This is a genomic window from Sorangium sp. So ce836 (assembly GCF_028553905.1).
Taxonomy (GTDB): domain Bacteria; phylum Myxococcota_A; class Polyangia; order Polyangiales; family Polyangiaceae; genus Sorangium; species Sorangium cellulosum_D.
The window spans coordinates 7,994,597-8,015,189 of the sequence record NZ_CP102233.1 but is presented as its reverse complement, the minus strand read 5'-3'; the positions used below and the strand labels follow the sequence as shown (position 1 = coordinate 8,015,189).

Genomic DNA, 20,593 nt, shown 5'->3' with positions numbered 1-20,593 from the left:
CCCGCGCGTTCACCTGTGGCAGGTCGAGCAGTGCTCGAGGCGCCGCACGCCGAGCTGCTGCGCGATCTGGCGGCCGATCCGCTCCGCGTCGGGGCCGGCGTCCCACTCCATGTCCGTGACGGCGGAGGGCGGGCGGAGGTGCCGCTCCGGCGCCCTGTGGCAGGCGAGGCACCAGCCCATCGTCATCGGAGACACCTTCCGGACGTCGGGCATCTGGTCCACGCGGCCGTGGCACGTCACGCAGCCCACCCCCTTGTTCACGTGGATCGCGTGGTTGAAGTAGACGAAGTCGGGGACGTCGGTGACGCGGTTCCAGGCGATGGGGGTGTCCGAGAAATAGCTGCTCCGGACGAGCTCGAGCTTGGGGCTCTGATTCCAGATCTGGCTGTGACACCCCATGCAGAGCGCGGTCGACGGCATCCCCGCCGTGCCGGCGCGCTCGACCGTGGAATGGCAGAACCGGCAATCGATGGCGTCGTCCTGCACATGGTGCCTGTGGTCGAACTGCACCGGCTGCTGCACGGGCAGGTTCTGCCCGGTGTTCCACTCCGTGCGCACGTAGATCATCGGCGCCGCCACGGCCGCCGCGCCGCCGAGGAGGACGGCCGCGATGGCGAGTCGGAACGCGGTGTTGCTCCAGCGCGGAAAAACGGATGCCATGATCTCGTGTGACCGGCATCGCTCGACGGGCGGCGAGTCGGCCATCTCCATCGATGCGGAGATCACCGGGGTCGTTTCGCGATCTCATCGAGCGCGCGCCGGGATCCGCGCGCTCGGGCGATCCCGGAGCGGCGCCGTCCGGCGTGCGCTCGATTGCACCATGCGCGCGAGCGCCGGCCGCGAACACCAGATCTTCGCCTCCAGGGACGGAGATCTGCGATATCTTGCCGTGATGAGGCCATCGAGCTCTGCCCTATCGCCCCTCCTGGTCATCGCGCTTCCGGTGGCGACCGGGCTCGCCTTCTTCGCGTGCTCGCGCGACGAATCGATCTCCCCGCTGACGCTCGGCACCGGCGGCGCGGCCTCCTCCGCCTCCTCGACCGGCGGTCCGGGCGGGAGCGGCGCCGGCGGTGACGGCGGCGCCGGCGGAAGCGGCGATGCCGGGGGCAGCTCCGGCGGGGGCGGCGCCGGTGACGGCGGGGCCGGCGGTGACGGCGGCGCCGGCGGCGCTGGCGCGAGCGGCGGGGGCGGCGCGCGGCTGAGCTGCGCGCCGCCGTCCGAGGACGAGGGCGCGCTGAAGCTCACCCCGCTCGTCACCGGCCTCAAATCCCCGATCCTCGTGAAATCCGCGCCGGGCGACCCGACGCGGCTCTTCATCGTGACGCAGCCCGGTCAGATCCTCGTCCTCGACGAGGGGTCGACCGAGCCGACGGTCTTCCTCGACATCCGGGACCTCCTCATCTTCGCGGACGAGCGCGGCCTCCTCGGGCTCGCCTTCCACCCGGAGTACGAGAGCAACGGCCGCTTCTTCGTCCACTACTCCGACAAGGCGACGGACGGCGATACGCGCGTCGTCGAGTTCGCGCGGGGCGAGCGCCCGGACGTGGCCAATCCGACGCCGGTGGCCACCTACCTCGAGCAGGCGCAGCCGGCGCGCAACCACAACGGCGGCTCGCTCGAGTTCAGCCCGGTCGACGGCTTTCTCTATCTCGCGCTCGGCGACGGCGGGAACAGCAACGATACCGGCCCCGGCCACTCGCCCGTCGGCAACGGCCAGGATCTCGCGACGTGGCTCGGGAAGATCCTTCGCATCGACGTCTCGACGCACCCGTACCGCATCCCGGAAGGGAACATGACCGGCGAAGGCGTCCTGCCCGAGATCTGGGACTATGGCCTACGGAACCCGTACCGCTTCAGCTTCGACGCGTGCACGGGCGATCTCTACATCGCCGACGTCGGACAGCGGCTCTGGGAGGAGATCAACATCGAGCCGGCGGGGCAGGGCCGGAAGAACTACGGCTGGCGCCTGATGGAGGGCGCGCACTGCTTCTCGCCGGCGGAGGACTGCGACCCCGAGGGCGCCACGACGCTCCCCGCCGCCGAATACGGCCATGCCGGGCAGGTGATCGAGGACTGCTCGGTCACCGGCGGCTACGTCTACCGGGGGAGCAAGATCCCGTGGCTCCGCGGCAGTTACTTTTTCGGCGACTACTGCAGCGGCCGGATCTGGACGCTGAGATACGAGGGCGGGGTGGCGTCCGCGCCCGTCGACCGGACGGACGATCTCGGGTCGTTCCGCTTCAAGCTCGCCAGCTTCGGGCAGGACGGCACGGGCGAGGTCTACGTCACGGATTTCGGCGGCGGCACCGTGTACCGCATCGATCCGGAATGAGGGCGCTCACATGGACCAGCGGAGCCCGGCGTAGCGCGGGCCGAGGACGAGCTCGGGCGGCGGCGCGGAGGCGGCCTTCTTCTCCGGCTGGACCGGCACCTTGCGGCCGCCGATGATCGCGAGCGGGATGCCGACGCCGGCGAAGACGACCCCGCCGAGGATGAGCGCGATGCCGGCCTCCTCCGCGCTGGCATCTTCCTCGTAGCCGAACTCTTCCTCGAACGGGTCGGGGGGCTCCCCCGTGTACTCCGAGTCCGTGCCCGAGCTCGCGGCGAACGCCAGGCCGCCGCCGAGGAGGGCCACGGCGCCGATGCTCGTCAGGACGATGCCCGTGACCATCAACCCCTTGCTGCGGCGCCGGGTCAGCGGCTCGGCCGGGGGGGGCGGCGCGCGCCCGGCCAAGGGCGCGAGCGCGGCGCCGCTCGTCGGCGGGGCGGCGGCGCGCGCGGGCGGCGGCGCGGCGGGGCCGCTCGCCGGCGGGGCGGCGGCGCGGGCCGGCGCGGCCGCGAGCGGCGGGACGGCCACCGTCTCCGAGGCGCCGGCCTTGTTGACCTCGACGGTCTTCACGAACGGCGAGCGGCCGGCGGCGGAGGCCTCGACCGTGTGCTGTCCGGGATCCACGGGCACCGGCGTGCCCCACTGCGCGCGCCCCACGAGGGCGCCGTCGCGCTTCACCTGGAGGTCGGCCGGGGCGTCCGCGGGCGCCGTGATCGTCAGCCGGACGAGCTTCGGCTCCAGCGCCGTGGCGCGCTGCCGCGCGACCTTCTCGCGCTCCAGCTGGCCGGCGGCCTTGGCCGCGCCCGCCACGTCGAGGAACGTCGACCAGGCGCTCGCCGTCCGGCCGAGCTGCTCGTAGCAGGCCGCGAGGTTGAACTGCGTGCCGATCCCGGGATCGAGCCGCTGGCTCTCCTCGAGCTTGGGGCACGCCTCGGCGTGCTTGCCCTGGGCCATCAGCTGCCTGGCCGCGTCGAACAGCGCCTGCGCCGCCGCCGTATCGGCCCTGGCGTCGCGGCCGCCCCCCACGAGGGCGGCAAGGAACATCGCGAGCGCCAGCAGGCGCCCGAGGTGCTGCATGGGCAGGCTCGTCATGGTCGTGTCCTCACTTGCGATCGTCGAACAGGTTGCCGCTCGCCGGCGCGGCGGCCGGAGCGGCGGCCGGCCGGGCGGTCCGGGGCTGCGGCGGGGCCGCGGCGCCCGCGGGTCGGGGGCGGCGCTCGCCGGGCGCGCCGTCGCGGGCTTGCCGCCGGCCGCCGCCGCGGAGACGGCGACGGCCGGGCCCGCCGCCGCGGAGGCGGCCGCGGCCGGGCCCGCCGCCGCGCGGTCCTCCGCCGGCGGGGGCGCCTCGACACTGCCGGGCGTGACGGCCGGCGAGAGCGCCGCGGGCGCGTCGGGCAGCGCCGCGGAGCCGGCCGGCGACGGCGCCGCGGGCGCGTCGGGCAGCGCCGCGGAGCCGGCCGGCGACGGCGCCGCCGAGGCGCTGGCGGACGGCTCGGCCGGGGCGCCGTCGCGGCCCGCGCGGGCGCTCAGGAAGCCGAAGATCCCGAGCGCGACCGCGAGCGACAGGCCGATGCCGGCCAGCGCGACGAGCCCCACCGGCCGCTTCCGCCGCGTCACCGTCCCCGTCCACGGCGCGGCGGTGCTCGCCATCGTCGGCGAGATCGCCCCGCTCCGCGCCGCGGCGTCGGGCCGCGACGGCGCCGAGCTCCGCGAGATCCCGCTGATCCGGTCGACGGAGAGCCGCGCCCGCCCGCTCGCGAGCGGCGCGAGCGCCTCGGCCAGCGCCCCGACGTCGCGGAACCGCCGCTCCGGCAGCTTCTCCAGGCACCGCTGGATCACCGCCTCGAGCGCCGGGGGCACGTCGGGGCGGAACGAGGCGAGCGGGCGCGGGATCCCCTGCATGATCGCCACGCAGAGCTGCGGCATGGTCGCGCCGTCGAACGGCGGCGCGCCCGCGAGCAGCTCGAACAGGATGACGCCGAGCGACCAGATGTCGGTGCGCGCGTCGACGTCGCGCGCGGACTTGAGCTGCTCCGGCGACATGTAGAGCGGCGAGCCCATGACGGCCGTGGTGTCGGTGATCCGCGGATCGGCGCCGCCGGTCGCCACCTTCGAGATCCCGAAGTCGAGCACCTTCACGCACGGCGAGCCGTCGGCGCGCCGCGTCAGGAACAGGTTCGCCGGCTTGAGGTCGCGGTGGACGATGCCCGCGGCGTGCGCCTCGGCGAGCGCTTCGCAAGCCTGGAGCACGTACTCGACGGCGACCTGCGGCGGCATGGGCCCGCCGGCGCGGAGCGCCTCGGCGAGGTCGCTGCCGGACAGGTACTCCATCACCATGTACGGCGTGCCCGACTCGAGCGTCCCGACGTCGGTCACGCGGGCGACGTGCTCGCTCTTGACCTTCACCGCGGCGCGCGCCTCGCGCACGAAGCGCTCGGCGAGGGTGCGCGAGTGGGCGGCCGCGGGCAGGAGCAGCTTGATCGCGACCTGCTCCTCCAGCTGGAGGTGGGTGGCGGCGACGACGACGCCCATCCCGCCGATGCCGATCACCCGGTCGACGCGGTACTTGCCGGCGATCACCTGCCCCTGTCGAACCAGCCCTTCGGCTTCGTCGTGTGTCGGCGCGGTGCTCGTCATCGGTCGGTCCCTTCGGCCCGCCGGATCGAGGATCGCGTGAAACGCGCGATCTTCGCGGAGAATCCGGCGCAAAGCCAGCCCACGATAGCCGCCGGACGGACGGCAATCAACGTCATGGCTCGGCTCCGTCGCCCCGCGCCCGCGCGCCGCGGGCCCGCGCCTGCTTCGGCGTCCCGCGCGCCCGCGCGCCGCCCGCCCCGCCCCCGGGGTGTTCCCGCCGACGGCTCGCCGGGACGCTTCCCCCGGGCGTGAATCCGAGAGAACATCGCTCACGCCATGGAGCACGGTCACCCCGGCGGCGCGAGCGAGCGGCGTCAGCGGATCCTCGAGGCGACAGAGCGGCTCCTCCGCCGGTACGGGCCTGCCAAGACCACCGTCGCCGACATCGCCCGCGAGGCCGAGATCGCGGTCGGCGCCGTGTACCTGGAGTTCGCCTCGAAGGACGCCATCGTCGAGGAGCTCTCCCACGGCCAGCACCGCGCCGTCATGGCCGCCATGCGCGCCGCCGCGGCCGTGGACGACCTGCCCTTCTGCGACCGGCTGCGCGCGGTGTTCGACGTCCGCGCGCGCTCCTTCCTGGAGCTCGCCGGCTCGGGCGCGCACGCCTGCGACCTCGTGCATTGCCAGAGCCGCGCCGTGAAGGCGGCCCACGCCCGCTTCCTCGACGAGGAGCGCGCCCTCCTCCGCGACCTCATCGCGCGCGGCGCCCGCGCGGGCGAGCTCGACGCCGAGGACCCCGAGCTCGCCGCGCGCGCGCTCCTGCGCGCCTACGCGAGCTTCTCCCCTCCGTGGCTGTTCCAGAGCTCCCGCGACGAAGCCCTGGCGATGCTGTCCGCGGTCCACCGGATCGTCCTTTACGGCCTCGTCGGCCGCGCGCCCGCCCCCACGCCGAAGCGCTGACCGCGGCGCCGGCGTATCCGTGCTCGCGGGGTAAGCCCGCCTGCCCCGGCGGGCGCCGCGCAGGGGGCCCGAGAGCCCCAGTCGCCGCCCCGGCCGCCGCGCGGGTCAGCGAGGCTGTCTGACGGGCCGCGCGACGCGCCTCTGCGGCGCGAGCTCGTGTCCTCTGGACACGAGAGCCCTCGATCCGCGCACCGGCAGGGCCTCTGTGCGCACTCCCTGGTTCGATGATCTCGAGCGCAGAGGCGCGCAAACGCGCGCAAACACGCGCAAACACGCGCAAACACCGACAGACGCCGAGTTCTCCCTGGAGTTTCGACAATTTCTGTGACAGCCGCGGATCGGCGGCTTATGCTCCGCCCTTGCTGGAGGGCAGTCATCGCCTCGCCAGATCGGAGCAGAGCCTTGCAAGCAGCTGTGGGCTATCGAAGCGAAGAGGTGGTGCATACGACAAATGAGCGGTGGAGCTTCGTGCGCGCCGTGCGCGAGAGCGACGAGCGCCGCGTCCTGCTCAAGGGGCACCTCGACTCACCTCGTCACACGGCTGCTGCGGCCGCTTCTGCGCTCCTCAACGAATTCGAGATCACCCGCTCTCTCGACGCCGCGGGGGCGCTGAGCCCCGCGCGGATGGAGCTGTCCGGCGAGACACCGGTGCTCGTCTTCGAGGACGAGGGGCTCACGCCCCTCGACGCGCTCCTCGCGCGCGCTCCGCTCCGGATCGAGCAGCTCCTCTCGTGGGCCGCGCGCATGGCGGACGCGCTCGCCGAGGTGCACGGCGGCGGCGTGATCCACAAGCACATCCAGCCGCAGAGCTTCTTCGTCGACCCCGGGACAGGCGCGGTCCGGCTCACCCATTTCATGTTCGCGACGCGGCTCCGCAAGGAGCACCCGCAGGCGCAGAGCACGGTCGAGGAGGGCAGGCTCCCCTACATGTCGCCGGAGCAGACGGGCCGGATGAACCGGACCCTCGACTGGCGCACAGACCTCTATTCGCTCGGGGTCGTGTTCTACGTGATGCTCGCCGGGCGCCTGCCGTTCGACGCCTCGGGGCCGCTCGAGTGGATGCACGCCCACCTGGCCCGGCCGCCCGCGCCGCTGCCCGAGGACTCCGTTCCTCCGGCCGTGTCGGCCATCGTGATGAAGCTCCTCGCCAAGGACGCGGAGGAGCGGTACCAGAGCGCAGAGGGGCTGTCGAAGGACCTCGAGAGGTGCCAGCGCGCGCTCCGCGAGGCCGGGCGGATCGACCCGTTCCCCCCCGGCGAGCACGACGTCTCCGGTCATTTCCGCATCCCGCAGCGCCTCTACGGCCGCGAGGGGGAGGCGCAGCAGTACCTGTCGATCTTCGAGCGGGTGCTCGCCGGCAGCCGCGAGATGATCATGATCACGGGCTATTCCGGGATCGGCAAGACGTCGCTCGTGCACGAGATCTACAAGCCGCTCACGCGGGAGCACGGCTATTTCATCTCGGGCAAGTTCGACCGTCTCCACCGCGGGATCCCCTATTCCGCGGTGATCCAGGCGCTCCGGAGCCTGCTCCAGCAGGTGCTGGCGGAGAGCGCGGAGCGGGTCGAGGCCGCGCGGCAGTCGCTGCTGAAGCGCCTCGGGAGGAACGCGTCGCTGCTCGTCGAGGTGCTGCCCGAGCTCGGGATCGTCCTCGGCGCCGGGAACGTCCCGCCGGCGCCGGCCGAGCTCGGTCCGGCGGAGGCGCAGCACCGCCTCCTGCTCGCGTTCCGCGGGGTCCTCGAGGCGTTCTGCGGCCGCGAGCAGCCGCTGGTCCTGTTCCTCGACGACCTCCAGTGGGCCGACGCCGGCTCGCTCTGGCTCCTCGAGGGGCTCCACGGCGGCGAGGATCTCGGGCCCTTGCTCCTCGTCGGGGCCTATCGCGACAACGAGGTGAACGAGAGCCACCCATTGCTCATGACGCTGAGGTCCGTGCAGGCGACCTCGGTGACGGTGAACACGATACAGCTCTTCCCGCTCCAGTTCGCGGCGCTGACCCGGCTCGTGGCCGACACCCTGAGGCAGGACCCGAGGGCGGTGGAGCCGCTCGCCTGGCTCGTCATGCACAAGACGGAGGGGAACCCGTTCTTCGCGCGGCAGTTCCTCCAGGCGCTCGACGCCGACGGGCTCGTCTGCTTCTGCCCGGAGGAGCGCCGCTTCCGCTGGGACATCGAGAAGATCGAGGCGCGCGGGTTCACCGAGAACGTCGTGGAGCTGATGAGCGGGCGGGTGCGCAGCCTCGACGCCGGGACGGTCGAGCTGCTGAGGCTCGCCGCGTGCATCGGGAACACGTTCGATCTGGAGACCCTCGCGGTCATCGCCGGCCTCGGCAGGGCGGAGGTCGCGCGCCGCCTCCTGCCGGCGATCCGCGACGAGTACATCCTCCCGGTCGGCGAGCCCTCGGGCGAGGCCGCCGCGGGACGCTACCGCTTCCTGCACGACCGGGTGCAGCAGGCGGTCTATGGGCTCATCGACAGGCCGCAGCGCGAGGCGGTCCACCTCCGGATCGGCCGGCGGCTGCTCGCGGCCGCGGCGCCGGAGGAGCGCTCCGAGCGCATCTTCGAGATCGTCGAGCAGCTCGACGAGGGGCTCGGCCTCGTGCAGTCCGTCGAGGAGCGGCTCGCGATCGCGCAGCTCAACCTGGAGGCCGCCGTCCGCGCCAAGCAGTCGACCGCGTACGCCGCCGCCCGGCGCTACCTGGAGGCGGGCCGCGGGCTGCTGCCGGCCGGCGCGTTCGCGTCGCACTACGCGCTCGCCTTCGCCCTGCTCAGGCAGCTGGCCGAGGTGGAGTACCTGCTCGGGGCGATGGACGCGGCCGAGGCGCTGGTCACCGAGGCGCTCGGCTACGCCAGGACGCCGGTGGAGAAGGCCGATCTGCTGAAGCTGCGGATGGTGCAGTACACGATGCGTGGGCGCTTCACCGACACGGTGGAGGCCGGGCGGGAGGCGCTCGCGCTGGTCGGCGTGGCGCTGCCGTCGCGCGCGAGCGCGGCGGAGCTCGACGCGCTGGTCGAGGCCGAGGCGGCGCGGGTCGAGCAGCTGCTGGGCGGCCGGGCGCCGGCGTCGCTGATCGAGGCGGAGGAGATCGAAGGCGAGAGCCAGCGGCTGGCGGTCGGCGTGCTCAACGAGCTGATGGCGCCGCTGTACATGCTGAAGCTCGAGAAGCTGAACTTCTTCGCGTGCTGCAGCATCGTGCGGATCTCGCTCGAGCACGGGCTGGCGCCCGAGGCGTCGTACGGCTTCGCCATGTACGGCGGGCTGATCGGGCACTTCTACGGCGACTACCACCAGGGCTACGCGTTCGGCCGGCTGGCGGCGGACATCGGCCTGCGGTTCCGGATGCAGGGCGACTTCTGCCGCGCCTGCTACATCCTCGGCAACAACATCCAGTCGTGGGTGCGCCCGCTGTCGGAGACGGACGCGCTGTTCCGGGACGGCTACCGGGCGGGCCTGGACGCGGGGGACCTGCAGTTCGCGGGCTACTTCCTCATCTACCTGCTGCTCAACCCGCTGTTCCGCGGCGCCAGCGCGCGCGGGCTGCTCGAGGAGCTGCCCGCGTCGCTGCGCTTCGCCAAGCGCACCAAGCACACGGTCGCCACGCACAGCATCCTCGGCCTGCTGCTGGCGCTGCGGGACCTGACGGGCGACGCGGCCGCGGTCGCCGAGGAGGCGCTGACGGAGGAGCAGTACCTCAAGGACTGCGAGGCGCACCAGACGCGCTACGCGCTCTGCCACTACCAGATCCTCAAGGCGATGTGCCTGTACCTGCACGGCCTGCCCGCGGAGGCGCTGCGGCTCGCCGACGAGGCGGAGGAGAACCTCGGCTTCCTCGCGGGGAAGTTCCAGACCGCGGCGCTCAGGTTCTACCGGGCGCTGGCGCTCGCGGCGCTCTTGCCCGAGGCGGCGGAGGGGGAGCGGGCGCGGCTCCGGGCCGATCTGGACGCGTGCCGCGAGCGGCTGCGCGGCTGGGCGGAGAGCTGCCCGGCGAACTTCTCCCACAAGCACGCGCTCGTCGAGGCGGAGGCGGCGCGGCTCGATGGCCGGGTGGACGAGGCCGCGAGGCTGTACGAGCAGGCGATCGCGCTGGGCCGGCAGCACGCGTTCGTCAACATCGAGGCGCTCGCGTGCGAGCTGGCCGGCCGCTTCTGGATGTCGCGCGGCAGGACGCGCGTGGCGCTCGACTTCCTGACCGACGCGCTGCAGGCCTACGGCCGGTGGGGCGTGGACCGCAAGATCGCGCTCTTGACCGAGGAGTTCCCGCTCATCAAGCCCGGGCGAGAGCGGGGCGCGCGGGCGGACGTGTTCGACGCGGAGACGCTGCTCAAGGCGGCGCGCGTGCTCTCCGAGGAGCTGGTCGTCGAGCGGCTGCTCAGCAGCATGGTGCAGGTGCTCGTCGAGAACGCCGGCGCCGAGCGGGGGGCGCTGCTGCTCGTGCGCGGCGACGACCTCGCGCTGGTGGCGCTGGGCACGGCGCACCCGCCGGCGTCGAGGGCGCTGCCGTCGATCCCGCTCGGGGACCAGAGCGACGAGGTCTGCGCCTCGGCGGTGCGGCTCGCGGTGCGCACGCGGCAGAGCGTGATCCACGCCGACGCCTCGCAGGACCCGGCCTTGCGGGACGACCCGTACGTGAGCGCGCGCAAGGTCCGGTCGATGCTGTGCGCGCCGCTGCTCTTCAAGGGGCGGGCGCTCGGCGCGATCTACCTGGAGAACAACCTGTTCGAGGGGCTCTTCGGGCCCGAGCGGCTCGAGATCCTGCACCTGCTCGCCGCGCAGGCGGCCGTCTCGTTCAACAACGCGCTCGTCTACGAGAGCCTCGAGCGCATGGTGGAGGAGCGCACGCGCGAGCTCCGGAGCACGCAGCAGCAGCTCGTCGACGCCGCGCGCAAGGCGGGGATGGCCGAGGTCGCGGGCAGCGCCATGCACAACGTGGGCAACGCGCTGAACAGCGTCATGGTGCTGCGGATGCAGCTCTCGGAGCGGATCACGGGCTCGCGCGTCCCGCGGCTCGGCCAGGTGGCGCAGCTCCTGAAGGCGCACCGGGGCGACCTCGCCGGGTTCCTCTCGGACGACCCGCGCGGCCAGCGGCTGATCGAGTACGTCGACGAGCTGGCGCGCCACCTCGCGGCCGAGCAGGACGCCGCCGCCGGCGAGCTCGCGGAGCTCGGCGAGTGCGTGGCCCGCATCCGCGACATCGTGTCCGATCAGCTGCGCAATGCCGGGATGAAGATCATCGTCGAGCCGGTCATGGTCTCCTCGGTGGTCGAGGACGCCCTGCGCGTCGGGCTGAACCGCGCCGAGCGCGCGCACCACGGCATCGAGGTCGTCTGCGAGCTCTCGGACGAGGCGCGGGTCGAGACGGACCGGCACCGGCTGCTCCAGATCGTCACGAACCTCATCACGAACGCGCGGCGGGCCGTGTGCCACGCGGTGGGCCCGGATCGCCGGGTCCTCGTCCGGTGCGCGCCGCGGGACGGGGGCGGCTGCTCGGTGGAGGTCGAGGACACCGGCGTGGGCATCGCGTCGGATCACCTGGCGCGGCTGTTCCAGCAGGGTTTCACCACGTGGCCCGAGGGCACGGGGCTCGGCCTGCACGCGAGCGTGCTGGAGGCCCGCCTGCTCGGCGCGGACCTCCGCGTGGAGAGCAGCGGCCCCGGCCAGGGCGCGAAGTTCACGCTCGATCTCCCGGCCACCGCGCCCCGGAGCGGGAAGCGGCGCGCCGAGGCGCTCGCTTGACGCGCGCCCGGCGGGCGCGGGGCGGCGATCTTCCGTGCACGGCAGGGCCGGCTCGCTCGGATCGAGCGGACCGGCGCGGGCCGAGGTCCCGATGAACAAGGCGAGCGCGCTCCACAGAACGAGGATCCTGGTCGTCGACGACAACGCGGCGATCCACAGCGATTTCCAGCGGATCTTGAGGGTCGGGCCCCAGAGGTCGTCGCTCGAGGAGCACGAGGCCGAGCTCTTCGGCGATCTCGACGCGCCGATGACGCTCCCGGTGGTCGAGCTCGACGTGGAGCTCACGCTGGCGCACCAGGGCGAGGAGGGGGTCGAGCTCGTGCGGCAGGCGCGGGCGCGCGGGGAGCCCTACGCGGTGGCGTTCGTGGACTTCCGGATGCCTCCCGGGATCGACGGGGTCGAGACGATCCACCGGATCTTCGAGGAGGATCCGGACGTGCAGGCGGTGTTCTGCACGGCGTACACCGACCTGTCCTGGAAGGAGATCGCGAGCCGGCTCTCGGAGGTGGACCGGTACCTGATCCTCAAGAAGCCGTTCGAGCCGGTGGAGGTGCGGCAGATGGCCGCGGCGCTGAGCGCGAAGTGGCGGCACCAGCGGGAGCGCGCGAGGGCGCACGCCGCGCTGCTCGAGCGCGAGGCGCACCTCGCCGAGCTCCGGCAGCGCCAGGAGGAGGAGAGCCGGCTGCGCGAGCGGGAGATCGCGCTCCGGGCGCAGGTCGAGGCGCTCGCGGCGCTGTCGACGCCGATCGTGCCGATCTCCCGGCGCGCGGTCGTGGTCCCGCTCGTGGGGGAGCTCGACGCGCGCCGCGGCGAGGGCATGCGGTCGGCGCTGCTCGCGGGGATCGTCGCGCGGGGCACCCGGACCGCGATCATCGACGTGACGGGCGTGCCGAGGATGGATGAGCCGATGGCGATGGAGCTCGAGCGGACGGCGGGCGCGGTCCGGCTGCTCGGCGCGGAGCCGGTGCTGACCGGCCTCGGCCCGGAGGCGGCGCTGCAGCTGGTCGCGCTCGGCGTCTCGCTCTCGGGGCTAAGGACGTTTCTGACGCTCCAGGAGGGCGTCGCGTTCGCTCTCCGGCGGCACAAGGTTTAGGGATCCTGCTCGGAGGGGGGTGATGCGCCCTGCGCCTCAACCCCCCGAGAGCAGGGGTGCCTCCGGCGCGCGTCGTGGGGGAAGATCCGCGATCAGTTACACGACCCGAGGGAGACCCACTCGGCAGGGCACCACGAGGCCGGGTTGATGGGCGGGCAGTCCGGGTGCGACCACCAGATCTGCTGGGTCGCCTGCCAGAACTGGCCTCCGTAGGTGACCAGCGTGGAGGGCGTATACACCTGCCCCGACTGCCATGCGGGCAGGCTGCTGCACGTCGAGCACGCCTCCCAGGTCGACGGCGACGCGCTGAGGTTCTTGTTCTGGTAGACGTACGGAGGGGCGTTGTGGAACGACCAGGTGCTCGAGCCCGACATGTTCTGCCAGACGCCGGAGGTGGTCTTCAGCTGCTGGCGCAGCATCTTGATGGGCGCGTCGCAGGAGATGTGCGGCTCGGCGTACTGCGGGCCCACGTCGCGGAAATGCTCGATGTCGTGCGCGTACATCTCGACCGTGGTGCGCGCGTCCTGGGCGAGGAACTGCCAGCCGGAGCCGTCCTTCACGTCGACATAGAGGCAGAGCAGCGAGCCGTTCACGTCGGCGACACGCGCGGACGTGCACCACTCGTACTTGAAGACGACCTGATCCCCGGGCTGGAGCTCGGGGAGGGTACCCCCGAGGCCGCAGATGCCCCCGATGGGGACGCCGTTATCGGTCCACTGCCCGTCGCAGCTCGGATGATTCCCCGTAGTGCCGTTATCATCTCCGAAGTAGTAGATGAACCACCCGTCCGGGCTGTGGTAAATGCCGGACTCGAGGTTGTAGTACCACTGGCCCACCACGCCCCAGGCCGTGGACTCGTTGAGGAGCTCGGGGACCTCCCACTCGATGAGCCAGCCGCGGGTATCTCCGACGGTGCCCGTGTAGCTGCTCGTCAGATCGTAAGTCCCGAGCAGGCTCGCCTCGCCGAGGCTCTCCTCCTCCACGTCGACACCGGCGGTGCACGCGGCGCCGCCGAGGGTTCCGAGGAGCAACAGCGCCGCGCCGACGCGAGGCCAGACGGCGCGCGACGGACGACGAGAATGGGTATGCGTCGACAGGGTGCTCTTCTCGATCATAAGGTTTCTCCTGAAAGCGGTGTTTTCCCCCCACGGCGTGAGTAGCGCAGACCCCGCCCGCTTGCTGTTAAGTTGTGTGAAGTCGTACGACTTGATTCCGGGATCAGGCGCCGAACACGCAGGTCGCCGTTCGCGCGGGAGGTCGATGCTTTGACGGCGAGTTGGGCGGCGGCGCCACGCGCCCGGGAGGCCGCCGGGGGAGCGATGTGCCGGGATGAAGGCTGCGGCCTGGAGGCCGTGGCCTCCAGGCGTGGAGGCTCGCCCCTCCGGCGAGACGCCCCAGGGTCGAGCAGCTGCGTCGGTCGCCGGGCGGGGACGAAGCGCGGGGTCGAGCCGATTCCGCCGTGATCTCGGCTGGCGATGATGTCGACCGCGCTCTTTTCAGCCTCTGGATGCGCTCGTGATCGACGACCTCCGTTCCGACACGCATGCGCGAGCGCCGCGCCGCGCGCATCGCGGTGATGTCGAGCGCATCGGCGGCCGATGTCGGCTCGCGGCGAGCTCATCGGCATGCCCGTTGCTAACCATCGGATTGCGGCGCGACCTCGGACGGGCGCCGCTGGATCGTCGATGCCAGCAGGCGGTTGTTCCGCGGCGAGCGCGCGTGTCGCGCGGCGGCCTGCGCTCGGGATCCTTGGCTGGGCTCATCGGCGGAGTCACGCCGCGTCTCCCCGACAGAGCCTTTGATCGAGAACGGAGATGATCATGTACTATCACCATCGAAAGACCACGCTGTCCCTCCAATGGCTCGCCATCCCCGCCGTGACGGCGCTGCTCTCGGGATGCTTGACGGCCGATCCGGACACGGAGCCTTCGCACGAGGACTCGGTCTCGGAAGGACACCTGTCGCCCAGCGGATTTTCGCCGCTGTCTTCCGCCACCCGCGCCGAGAAGGACTGGGAAGTAGAGGGGTTCGCCCGCGAGCGTGGCATCTCGTACGCCGAAGCGCAGCAGCGGCTCGGCTGGCAGACGCTCGCGCCAGAGCTCGAAGAGCTGGTCAGCGCCGGTCTGGGCGACCAGTTCGGCGGCACCTGGATCGACGCCGCCCGCGGCGACCGGATCATCGTCGGCGTGGCGGGCAAGGCCGGCACCGACGCGGTCGCCGTCGTGCGGGACGCGGCCCGGAAGATCGGTCTGACCGAGGGGTACGATATCGTCGAGGTGCGCCACTCCATGGCGGAGCTCGAGCGCGCCAATGACCGGCTCGGCGATCGGATCGAGAAGGTCAACGACGGCGCGGACGCGACCCTGACCGCCGGCTTGCGCGCGGACCTCAATGCGGTCGAGCTGCAGGTACCAGCCGAGGGCCGGCTGACCGACGCCCAGCGCGATCTTGTCGCCGCCGCGAGGGCGGAGCTCGGCGGCGTGCTCGCGCTCGGCTCGTACGCCGGCCGCGCCACGGCGCGCGCCTGCGTCTATCCCCATTGCGACCCGCCGCTACGCGGCGGTATACGGATCACCAACTCCGGAGCGGGTTGCACCGGGGCGTTCATCGCCAAGAGCAAGATCGACGACGTGCTCTACCAGTTCACCGCCGGGCATTGCGCGCCCGGAAACGTCGACGACTGGTCGACCCGCTTCACCGACAAGTCCAGCCATGTGATCGGCCCCGTGTGGCACTGGGAGTGGCACACGGGCGGTGACATGGCGATCCTGCGGATCAAGAACCCGGGCGGATGGGAGCCGGAGCCGTGGGTCCACGTCACGAGCGGGCCGGACACGACGACCAACACGACGTATACGATCAAGTCCGACCACCTGAGCGTGCTGGGCATGCGCATCTGCACCACCGGCGCCTTCTACGGCCGCAGCGACTGCGGGTACGTCACCCAGCTCGGGGTCACGGCCACGTACGGCGGCGTGACCGTGCGGAAGCTGGGTCGCGGGTCGTTCTGCGGGACCGGCGGCGACAGCGGCGCGCCGATGTACGCCTCGCACGTGGCCTACGGGCTCCAGGTGGCCGGATACAGCGAGTGCGACAGCCTCTACCAGGGCATCCGGGCCGCCGAGTCGGTGCTGAACGTCAATGTCTTGCACGCGCCGTAGCTGCGGACGAGCGGCCGCCGCGTGAGCGCCGCCCCGCGCTGGCCGCCCGGCTGCTGTCCCGCTCCAGGGACTCCTTGGGCAGCGCGCGGCGACACGACCGGCGAGCGCGGAGGCGCCCCGGGTCACATTGAGCTAGGGCCCCCGGGAAGCGCCGTGCGCCTCAGGTGCAGGTCCCCTCGACGCACTCGCTGCCGCTCGGACAGTCGCAGTCCGCCTCGCAGGAGATCGCCGGCTCGGGCGGCGGCTCGCAATAGCCGGCCTCGCACGACTCGCCCTCGGGGCAATCGCACGACGCCGCGCAGGGCGTCTTGCAGGTCCCCTCGACGCACTCGTCGCCGCTCGGGCAGTCGCAGTCCGCCTCGCAGGCGCCCGGGTTCTCCGAGGAGCTCCCGCCGTCGCCGCCGGTGCTCACGCCGCCCTGGCCGCCCGTGCCCGAGCCGCTCTGGCCGCCGGTGCTCACGCCGCCCTCGCCGCCGGTGCCCGAGTGGTCATCTTCTTCTTCCTCTTCTTCGCGGTCCGGGCGCCCCGCGTGGGGAGCGCCGGGGCCTTCGTCCCAGAAGCACTCCTCCTCATCTTCATCCCAGTCGCAGCGATCGTTTGTGTTGATGTAACACCCCATCATCGTCGTCGAGGCGAAGCACAAAGAGAGGCCGAGGCCCCACTCGAAGGCGGTGCGCATGCTCATACGTCATCACTCCTGATCAGCGATGGACCCAGGGCAGCGGCGCCGCACTTCCCGCGGCGCCCTCTGCCCACCCGACGCTGCGTGCCCGCCGCCGCGCGCTCCGTTCAACGCTCCCGCGCCTCCGCACGATCTCGACGCCCACCCAGCGCCAACCCCTCGTCTCGGTGAGGTGGAGTACACCCGGAGGTCGGCTTCGCCGGCCGAGGTCGATTTCCCCCGCCGGGGTTGAACGTTCCGGACCCGTCCGGGCACGAAACCGACGCCGCCCCATGAACGATCCCCGCCACGCCGGGCACGAAGCCGTGTGCCACAGGTCGCCCCGACCCCCCCGACGCCGGCCGACGTCAAAAGGGCCGCGCCGCTGGGCCCGTTCGGATGTAACCATGACAACGCAGGGATGGACCGAGAAGGGACGGAGCGAGCGGCGGGCTTTCCGCCGGGAGAGGCGGCGGGCCCCGGTCACCCCGCGAGCGCCGCGGAGAGGTCGCGGCCGATGAGGACGCTCGCGCTCGTGATGCCGTTCCTCTTCTCCCGCGGCGCCGAGCGCGCGCAGGACGAGGAGGAGGCGCTCGTCGAGCGGCTGCGGCGCGGCGACGCCGCGGCGGTGGGCGAGGCGTACGACAAGCACTACGCGGCGGTGCGCGGGTTCGCCCGCCGCCTCACCGGCGACGACGCCGCCGCCGAGGACCTGGCGCACGACGTCTTCGTCAGCTTGCCGCAGGCCGCGCAGCGGTTCCGCGGCGGCTCGTCGCTGAAGACGTTCCTCATCGCGATCGCGGTCAACCACTCCCGCCACCACCTCCGCGCCGCCGCGCGCCGCCGCGCCGCCATGGAGCGGCTCGCCCTGGAGCCGGACGAGGGGGACGCGCCGAGCCCCGAGCGGGAAGCCGGCCGCGCCGCGCTCGCCCAGGCCCTGAGCCGCGCCCTCGACGCGCTGCCGGACGCGCAGCGCGCGACGTTCGTGCTCTGCGAGGTCGAGGAGCGCAGCGCGCGCGAGGTGTCCGAGATCCTCGGCGTGCCCGAGGCGACGGTGCGCACGCGGCTGTTCCACGCCAAGCAGAAGCTCCGGACGCTGCTGGAAGAGAGGACCCCATGAAGGACGACGTGCTCCGCGAGGCCGCGCGCGCGCTGCGCGACGATGCGGACGCGTCCGTCGCCCGCCGCGACGAGACGCGCGCCCGCGTGATGAGGAGCCTGAAGGCGCAGCGCGCCCGCCGGCTCACCACGGTCCGCGTGGTCGTCCCGCTGGCCGCCGTGCTCGTCGGCTCGGCCGCGTGGGCCTCGGCCGCGCGCTGGTTCCCGGACGCCTTCCACGACATCGCGTCCCAGCTCGGCCTGAGCGCGGCCGAGCCGCCGAGCGCGCCTCCGGCGCCGCCGTCGCCGCGCGCGCGCTCCGGGCCGCGACACGCGGCCGACGCGCCCGCGCCCGAGGCGCCCGACGTCGAGGCGCCCGACGTCGAGGCGCCCGCGCCGCCGGAGGCCGAGGCGAGCGCCGCGCCGATCGCGCCCGCCCCGCCGCCGCCGTCTCTGCCCACCGCCGATCCCCCGGTCGCCCCCGCGCCGCAGCGCGCGCCGGAGCTCGCGGTCGCGCCGCGCGCGCGCCCGCCCGTCGCGCCGCGCGCCGCGCGCCCCGCGCCCTCGCCGGCGGGCGATCCGCAGGCCGTCCAGCGCCCGCCGGCGGGGCCCGACGCGGACGCGCTCTACCAGGCGGCGCACCGCGCGCACTTCGTCGAGCGCGATCCCGCGTCCGCGCTCTCGGCCTGGAACGCTTACCTCGCCGCTGCCCCGCGCGGCCGCTTCGCCGTCGAGGCCCAGTACAACCGCGCCCTCTGCCTCGTTCGCCTCGGCCGCAAGGACGAGGCGCAGCGGGCGCTCGAGCCGTTTGCGCAGGGCTCGTTCGGCGGCTACCGCCAGGCCGAATCGCGCTCGCTGCTCGAGGCGATGCGCAGCGCGGACGAGTGAGCGTGAGCGTCGCGCGCGCGTGAACGAACGCGCCGCGAGCGGGCACAGCACGGTCGATGAACACTCCCCACATCGCTCCTCCCCCCGCGCCGCCGCGGGGCTCGCCGCGCCGCGACCGGAAGACGCCCGCGCGCCGCGCAGGCCTCCGCGCGGGCGTCGTCCTCCTGCGCGCCCTCGCGGCCGCGGGCGCGTTCGCCGCGGCCGCCGCGCCTCCCGCGCGCGCCCTCGCCGAGGAGCCGCGCGCCGCCGGCGTCGATCTCGTCGTCGACGGCGCGCCGTGGACGCTCGATCCCGACGCGGTGCGCGCCGCCGTCGAGCGCGAGCTCGGCGCCGGCGTGACGCTGGCCCGCGCGGCGGCCGCCGGGCGCCCCACGCTGGTGCTCCGCGGCGAGCCCGACGGCCGCGTCACGCTGAGCTACAGCGCCGCGGACGGCCGCCGCATCGAGCGCACCATCGACCTCCCCGAGGATCCCGATCGCGCCGCCGAGGCGATCGCCCTGCTCGCGGGCAACCTGGTCCGGGACGAGGCCGCGGAGCTCGCGGCGTCGTTCGGCAAGCGCGCCCCCGAGGCGCCGCCCGCCGCGCAGCCGGAGCCCGCCCCGCCCCCGGCGCCCCCGGCCGCCGGCGAGCAGGCCGCGCCAGCGGGCGCCGCGCGGGGCGCGCAGGCCGCGCGCCCCTCGCAGCCCGCGCGCCCGGAGCCTCCCCGGTGCTCGCTCCCCGGCGCGAAGAACGTCCTCCTCGGCGCCGACATCGCCCCGTTCGTCGGCACCTCGACGTTCGACGGCACGAACGTCGTCCGCCGCTATTCGCTCAACCTCGCCGGCGGATATACCGCGGGCATCGCGGGCCTCGAGGTCGGCGTCGGCGTCAACATCGCCTCGTCGTTCCTGTGCGGCGCCCAGCTCGCGGCCGGCGCCAACCTCGCGCTCGGCCCGGCGCGCGGCGCGCAGATCGCGCTGGGCCTCAACCTCGCGAGGTCGCTCTCGGGCGCGCAGGTCGGCTCGATCAACGTCGCCGCCGGCGCCGTGGACGGCGCGCAGGGCGGCGTGCTCAACGTCGCCGCCGGCGCCGTGGACGGTGCGCAGCTCGGCGCGATCAACGTCGCCGCGGGCGCCTCGGCCGATCTGCAGCTCGGCGTGGCCAACGCCGCCGTGAGCGACGCGACCGGCGTGCAGCTCGGCGCGATCAACCTCGCCGTGGGCGCGGCGACCGACGTGCAGATCGGCCTCGCCAACCTGGCCGCGGGTAAGTCGAGCGGCACGCAGATCAGCCTGACCAACCTCGCTGCGGGCGAGTCGACCGACGTGCAGATCGGGCTCCTGAACGTGGCCACGGGCAAGGTGGAAGGGATGCAGATCGGCCTCGTCAACTACGCCGACGACTCGCCGTTCTCGCTCGGGCTGCTCAACTTCATCCGCAACGGCCGTCTCCACGTCGACGTGTGGGGGATGGAGTCCGGCATCGCGATGGCCGGCCTCAAGAACGGGAGCGATCACTTCCACAACATCTACGGGATCGGCGTCCGCCTCTCGGGCGACCACCCCCGCATGGTCTTCTCGCTCGGCCTGGGCGGCCGCATCTCCCTCGGCGAGCGCGCCTACGCCGACCTGGACCTGCTCGGGTACTCGATCCACGAGCCCTCGACGGCCAACCCGTCGGCCTCGCTGGTGCAGGCGCGCGCGGTCCTCGGCGTCCGCCTCTCCCCGGAGCTCGCGGTCTTCGGCGGCCCCAGCTACAACGTCGCCTTCGGCGACACCGCAGAGGACGCCCGCCTCAGCCCGTACGGCAGCACCTCCTTCGCCGACAGCGCCGACGACGTGAATCCCTGGCGCGGCTGGCCCGGCATCGTGGTCGGCGTCGAGGCGTTCTGACCTGACCGCCGCGCTCGATCGCAGGGCGGGTTGACGGACGCATGAACGAATTTACTTTCCGTTCATCGATTCATGGAGCTCGCCCGAGCGGTCGCTCGCGGCGGTCTACGTGAGCGACCCGTCCGCGCGCCGCGCGCCGCCCTGACCCGGCGGAGGCGCGGCGCTCCGCAACCACCCGTCCACCGATCCGATCCGGCAGGGATGGCGCGAGCCTTTCGCTGCCCC

The 20,593-nt window shown here is 73.3% G+C and carries 12 protein-coding genes; 8 read left to right on the top strand and 4 right to left on the bottom strand.

What is annotated here, in order from left to right; genetic code table 11:
- Nucleotides 1-9: 9 nt before the first annotated feature.
- A complete protein-coding gene (locus tag NQZ70_RS28830; protein WP_129577074.1) occupies nt 10-660 on the bottom strand; it encodes a cytochrome c3 family protein in 651 nt (216 codons plus the stop codon).
- Between the two features lie 232 nt (nt 661-892).
- Between NQZ70_RS28830 and NQZ70_RS28825 the strand changes: the two genes are divergently transcribed.
- On the top strand, nt 893-2,332 hold the full coding sequence (locus NQZ70_RS28825) for a sorbosone dehydrogenase family protein (protein WP_237244144.1): 1,440 nt from the start codon (nt 893-895) through the stop codon (nt 2,330-2,332).
- Between the two features lie 6 nt (nt 2,333-2,338).
- Here the strand turns inward: NQZ70_RS28825 and NQZ70_RS28820 are convergent, their stop codons facing one another.
- The gene (locus NQZ70_RS28820; RefSeq protein WP_272825930.1) at nt 2,339-4,966 is read right to left on the bottom strand and encodes a serine/threonine-protein kinase; all 2,628 of its coding nucleotides are present in this window, start codon (nt 4,964-4,966) and stop codon (nt 2,339-2,341) included.
- Nucleotides 4,967-5,242: 276 nt separating this feature from the next.
- On the opposite strand from NQZ70_RS28820, the gene NQZ70_RS28815 reads away from it, so the two are divergent.
- The 3 genes from NQZ70_RS28815 to NQZ70_RS28805 all read left to right on the top strand — a co-directional run bounded on the left by NQZ70_RS28815 (nt 5,243) and on the right by NQZ70_RS28805 (nt 12,689).
- Nucleotides 5,243-5,866, top strand: a complete 624-nt coding sequence (locus tag NQZ70_RS28815) for a TetR/AcrR family transcriptional regulator (protein WP_129577071.1) — start codon at nt 5,243-5,245, stop codon at nt 5,864-5,866.
- 438 nt (nt 5,867-6,304) lie between these two features.
- Nucleotides 6,305-11,596, top strand: coding sequence for an ATP-binding sensor histidine kinase (locus NQZ70_RS28810; RefSeq protein WP_165374213.1), 5,292 nt, complete (start codon nt 6,305-6,307; stop codon nt 11,594-11,596).
- A 91-nt stretch (nt 11,597-11,687) separates the two neighbouring features.
- Nucleotides 11,688-12,689 carry a response regulator gene (locus tag NQZ70_RS28805; protein WP_129577069.1) on the top strand — a complete coding sequence of 334 codons (1,002 nt, stop codon included), beginning with the start codon at nt 11,688-11,690 and terminating at the stop codon, nt 12,687-12,689.
- Between the two features lie 92 nt (nt 12,690-12,781).
- On the opposite strand, the gene NQZ70_RS28800 is transcribed toward NQZ70_RS28805, so the two are convergent.
- Nucleotides 12,782-13,804: a hypothetical protein gene (locus NQZ70_RS28800; protein ID WP_129577068.1), complete on the bottom strand. Its 1,023-nt coding sequence runs from the start codon at nt 13,802-13,804 to the stop codon at nt 12,782-12,784.
- A gap of 699 nt (nt 13,805-14,503) precedes the next feature.
- On the opposite strand from NQZ70_RS28800, the gene NQZ70_RS28795 reads away from it, so the two are divergent.
- On the top strand, nt 14,504-15,850 hold the full coding sequence (locus NQZ70_RS28795) for a S1 family peptidase (protein ID WP_129577067.1): 1,347 nt from the start codon (nt 14,504-14,506) through the stop codon (nt 15,848-15,850).
- A 160-nt stretch (nt 15,851-16,010) separates the two neighbouring features.
- Here NQZ70_RS28795 and NQZ70_RS28790 read toward each other — a convergent pair whose 3' ends face one another.
- Nucleotides 16,011-16,535, bottom strand: coding sequence for a hypothetical protein (locus NQZ70_RS28790; protein ID WP_129577066.1), 525 nt, complete (start codon nt 16,533-16,535; stop codon nt 16,011-16,013).
- A 493-nt stretch (nt 16,536-17,028) separates the two neighbouring features.
- Here NQZ70_RS28790 and NQZ70_RS28785 point away from each other — a divergent pair, with 493 nt between their 5' ends.
- The 3 genes from NQZ70_RS28785 to NQZ70_RS28775 are packed head-to-tail and all read left to right on the top strand — an operon-like array spanning nt 17,029 to nt 20,368.
- The gene (locus NQZ70_RS28785; RefSeq protein ID WP_129577065.1) at nt 17,029-17,631 is read left to right on the top strand and encodes an RNA polymerase sigma factor; all 603 of its coding nucleotides are present in this window, start codon (nt 17,029-17,031) and stop codon (nt 17,629-17,631) included.
- On the top strand, nt 17,628-18,497 hold the full coding sequence (locus NQZ70_RS28780) for a tol-pal system YbgF family protein (protein WP_129577064.1): 870 nt from the start codon (nt 17,628-17,630) through the stop codon (nt 18,495-18,497). The genes NQZ70_RS28785 and NQZ70_RS28780 overlap by 4 nt, the downstream gene beginning before the upstream one ends.
- 56 nt (nt 18,498-18,553) lie before the next feature.
- Nucleotides 18,554-20,368 (top strand): LA_2272 family surface repeat-containing protein, encoded by a 1,815-nt coding sequence (locus NQZ70_RS28775; protein ID WP_129577063.1) that lies wholly within the window; start codon nt 18,554-18,556, stop codon nt 20,366-20,368.
- Nucleotides 20,369-20,593 lie beyond the last annotated feature (225 nt).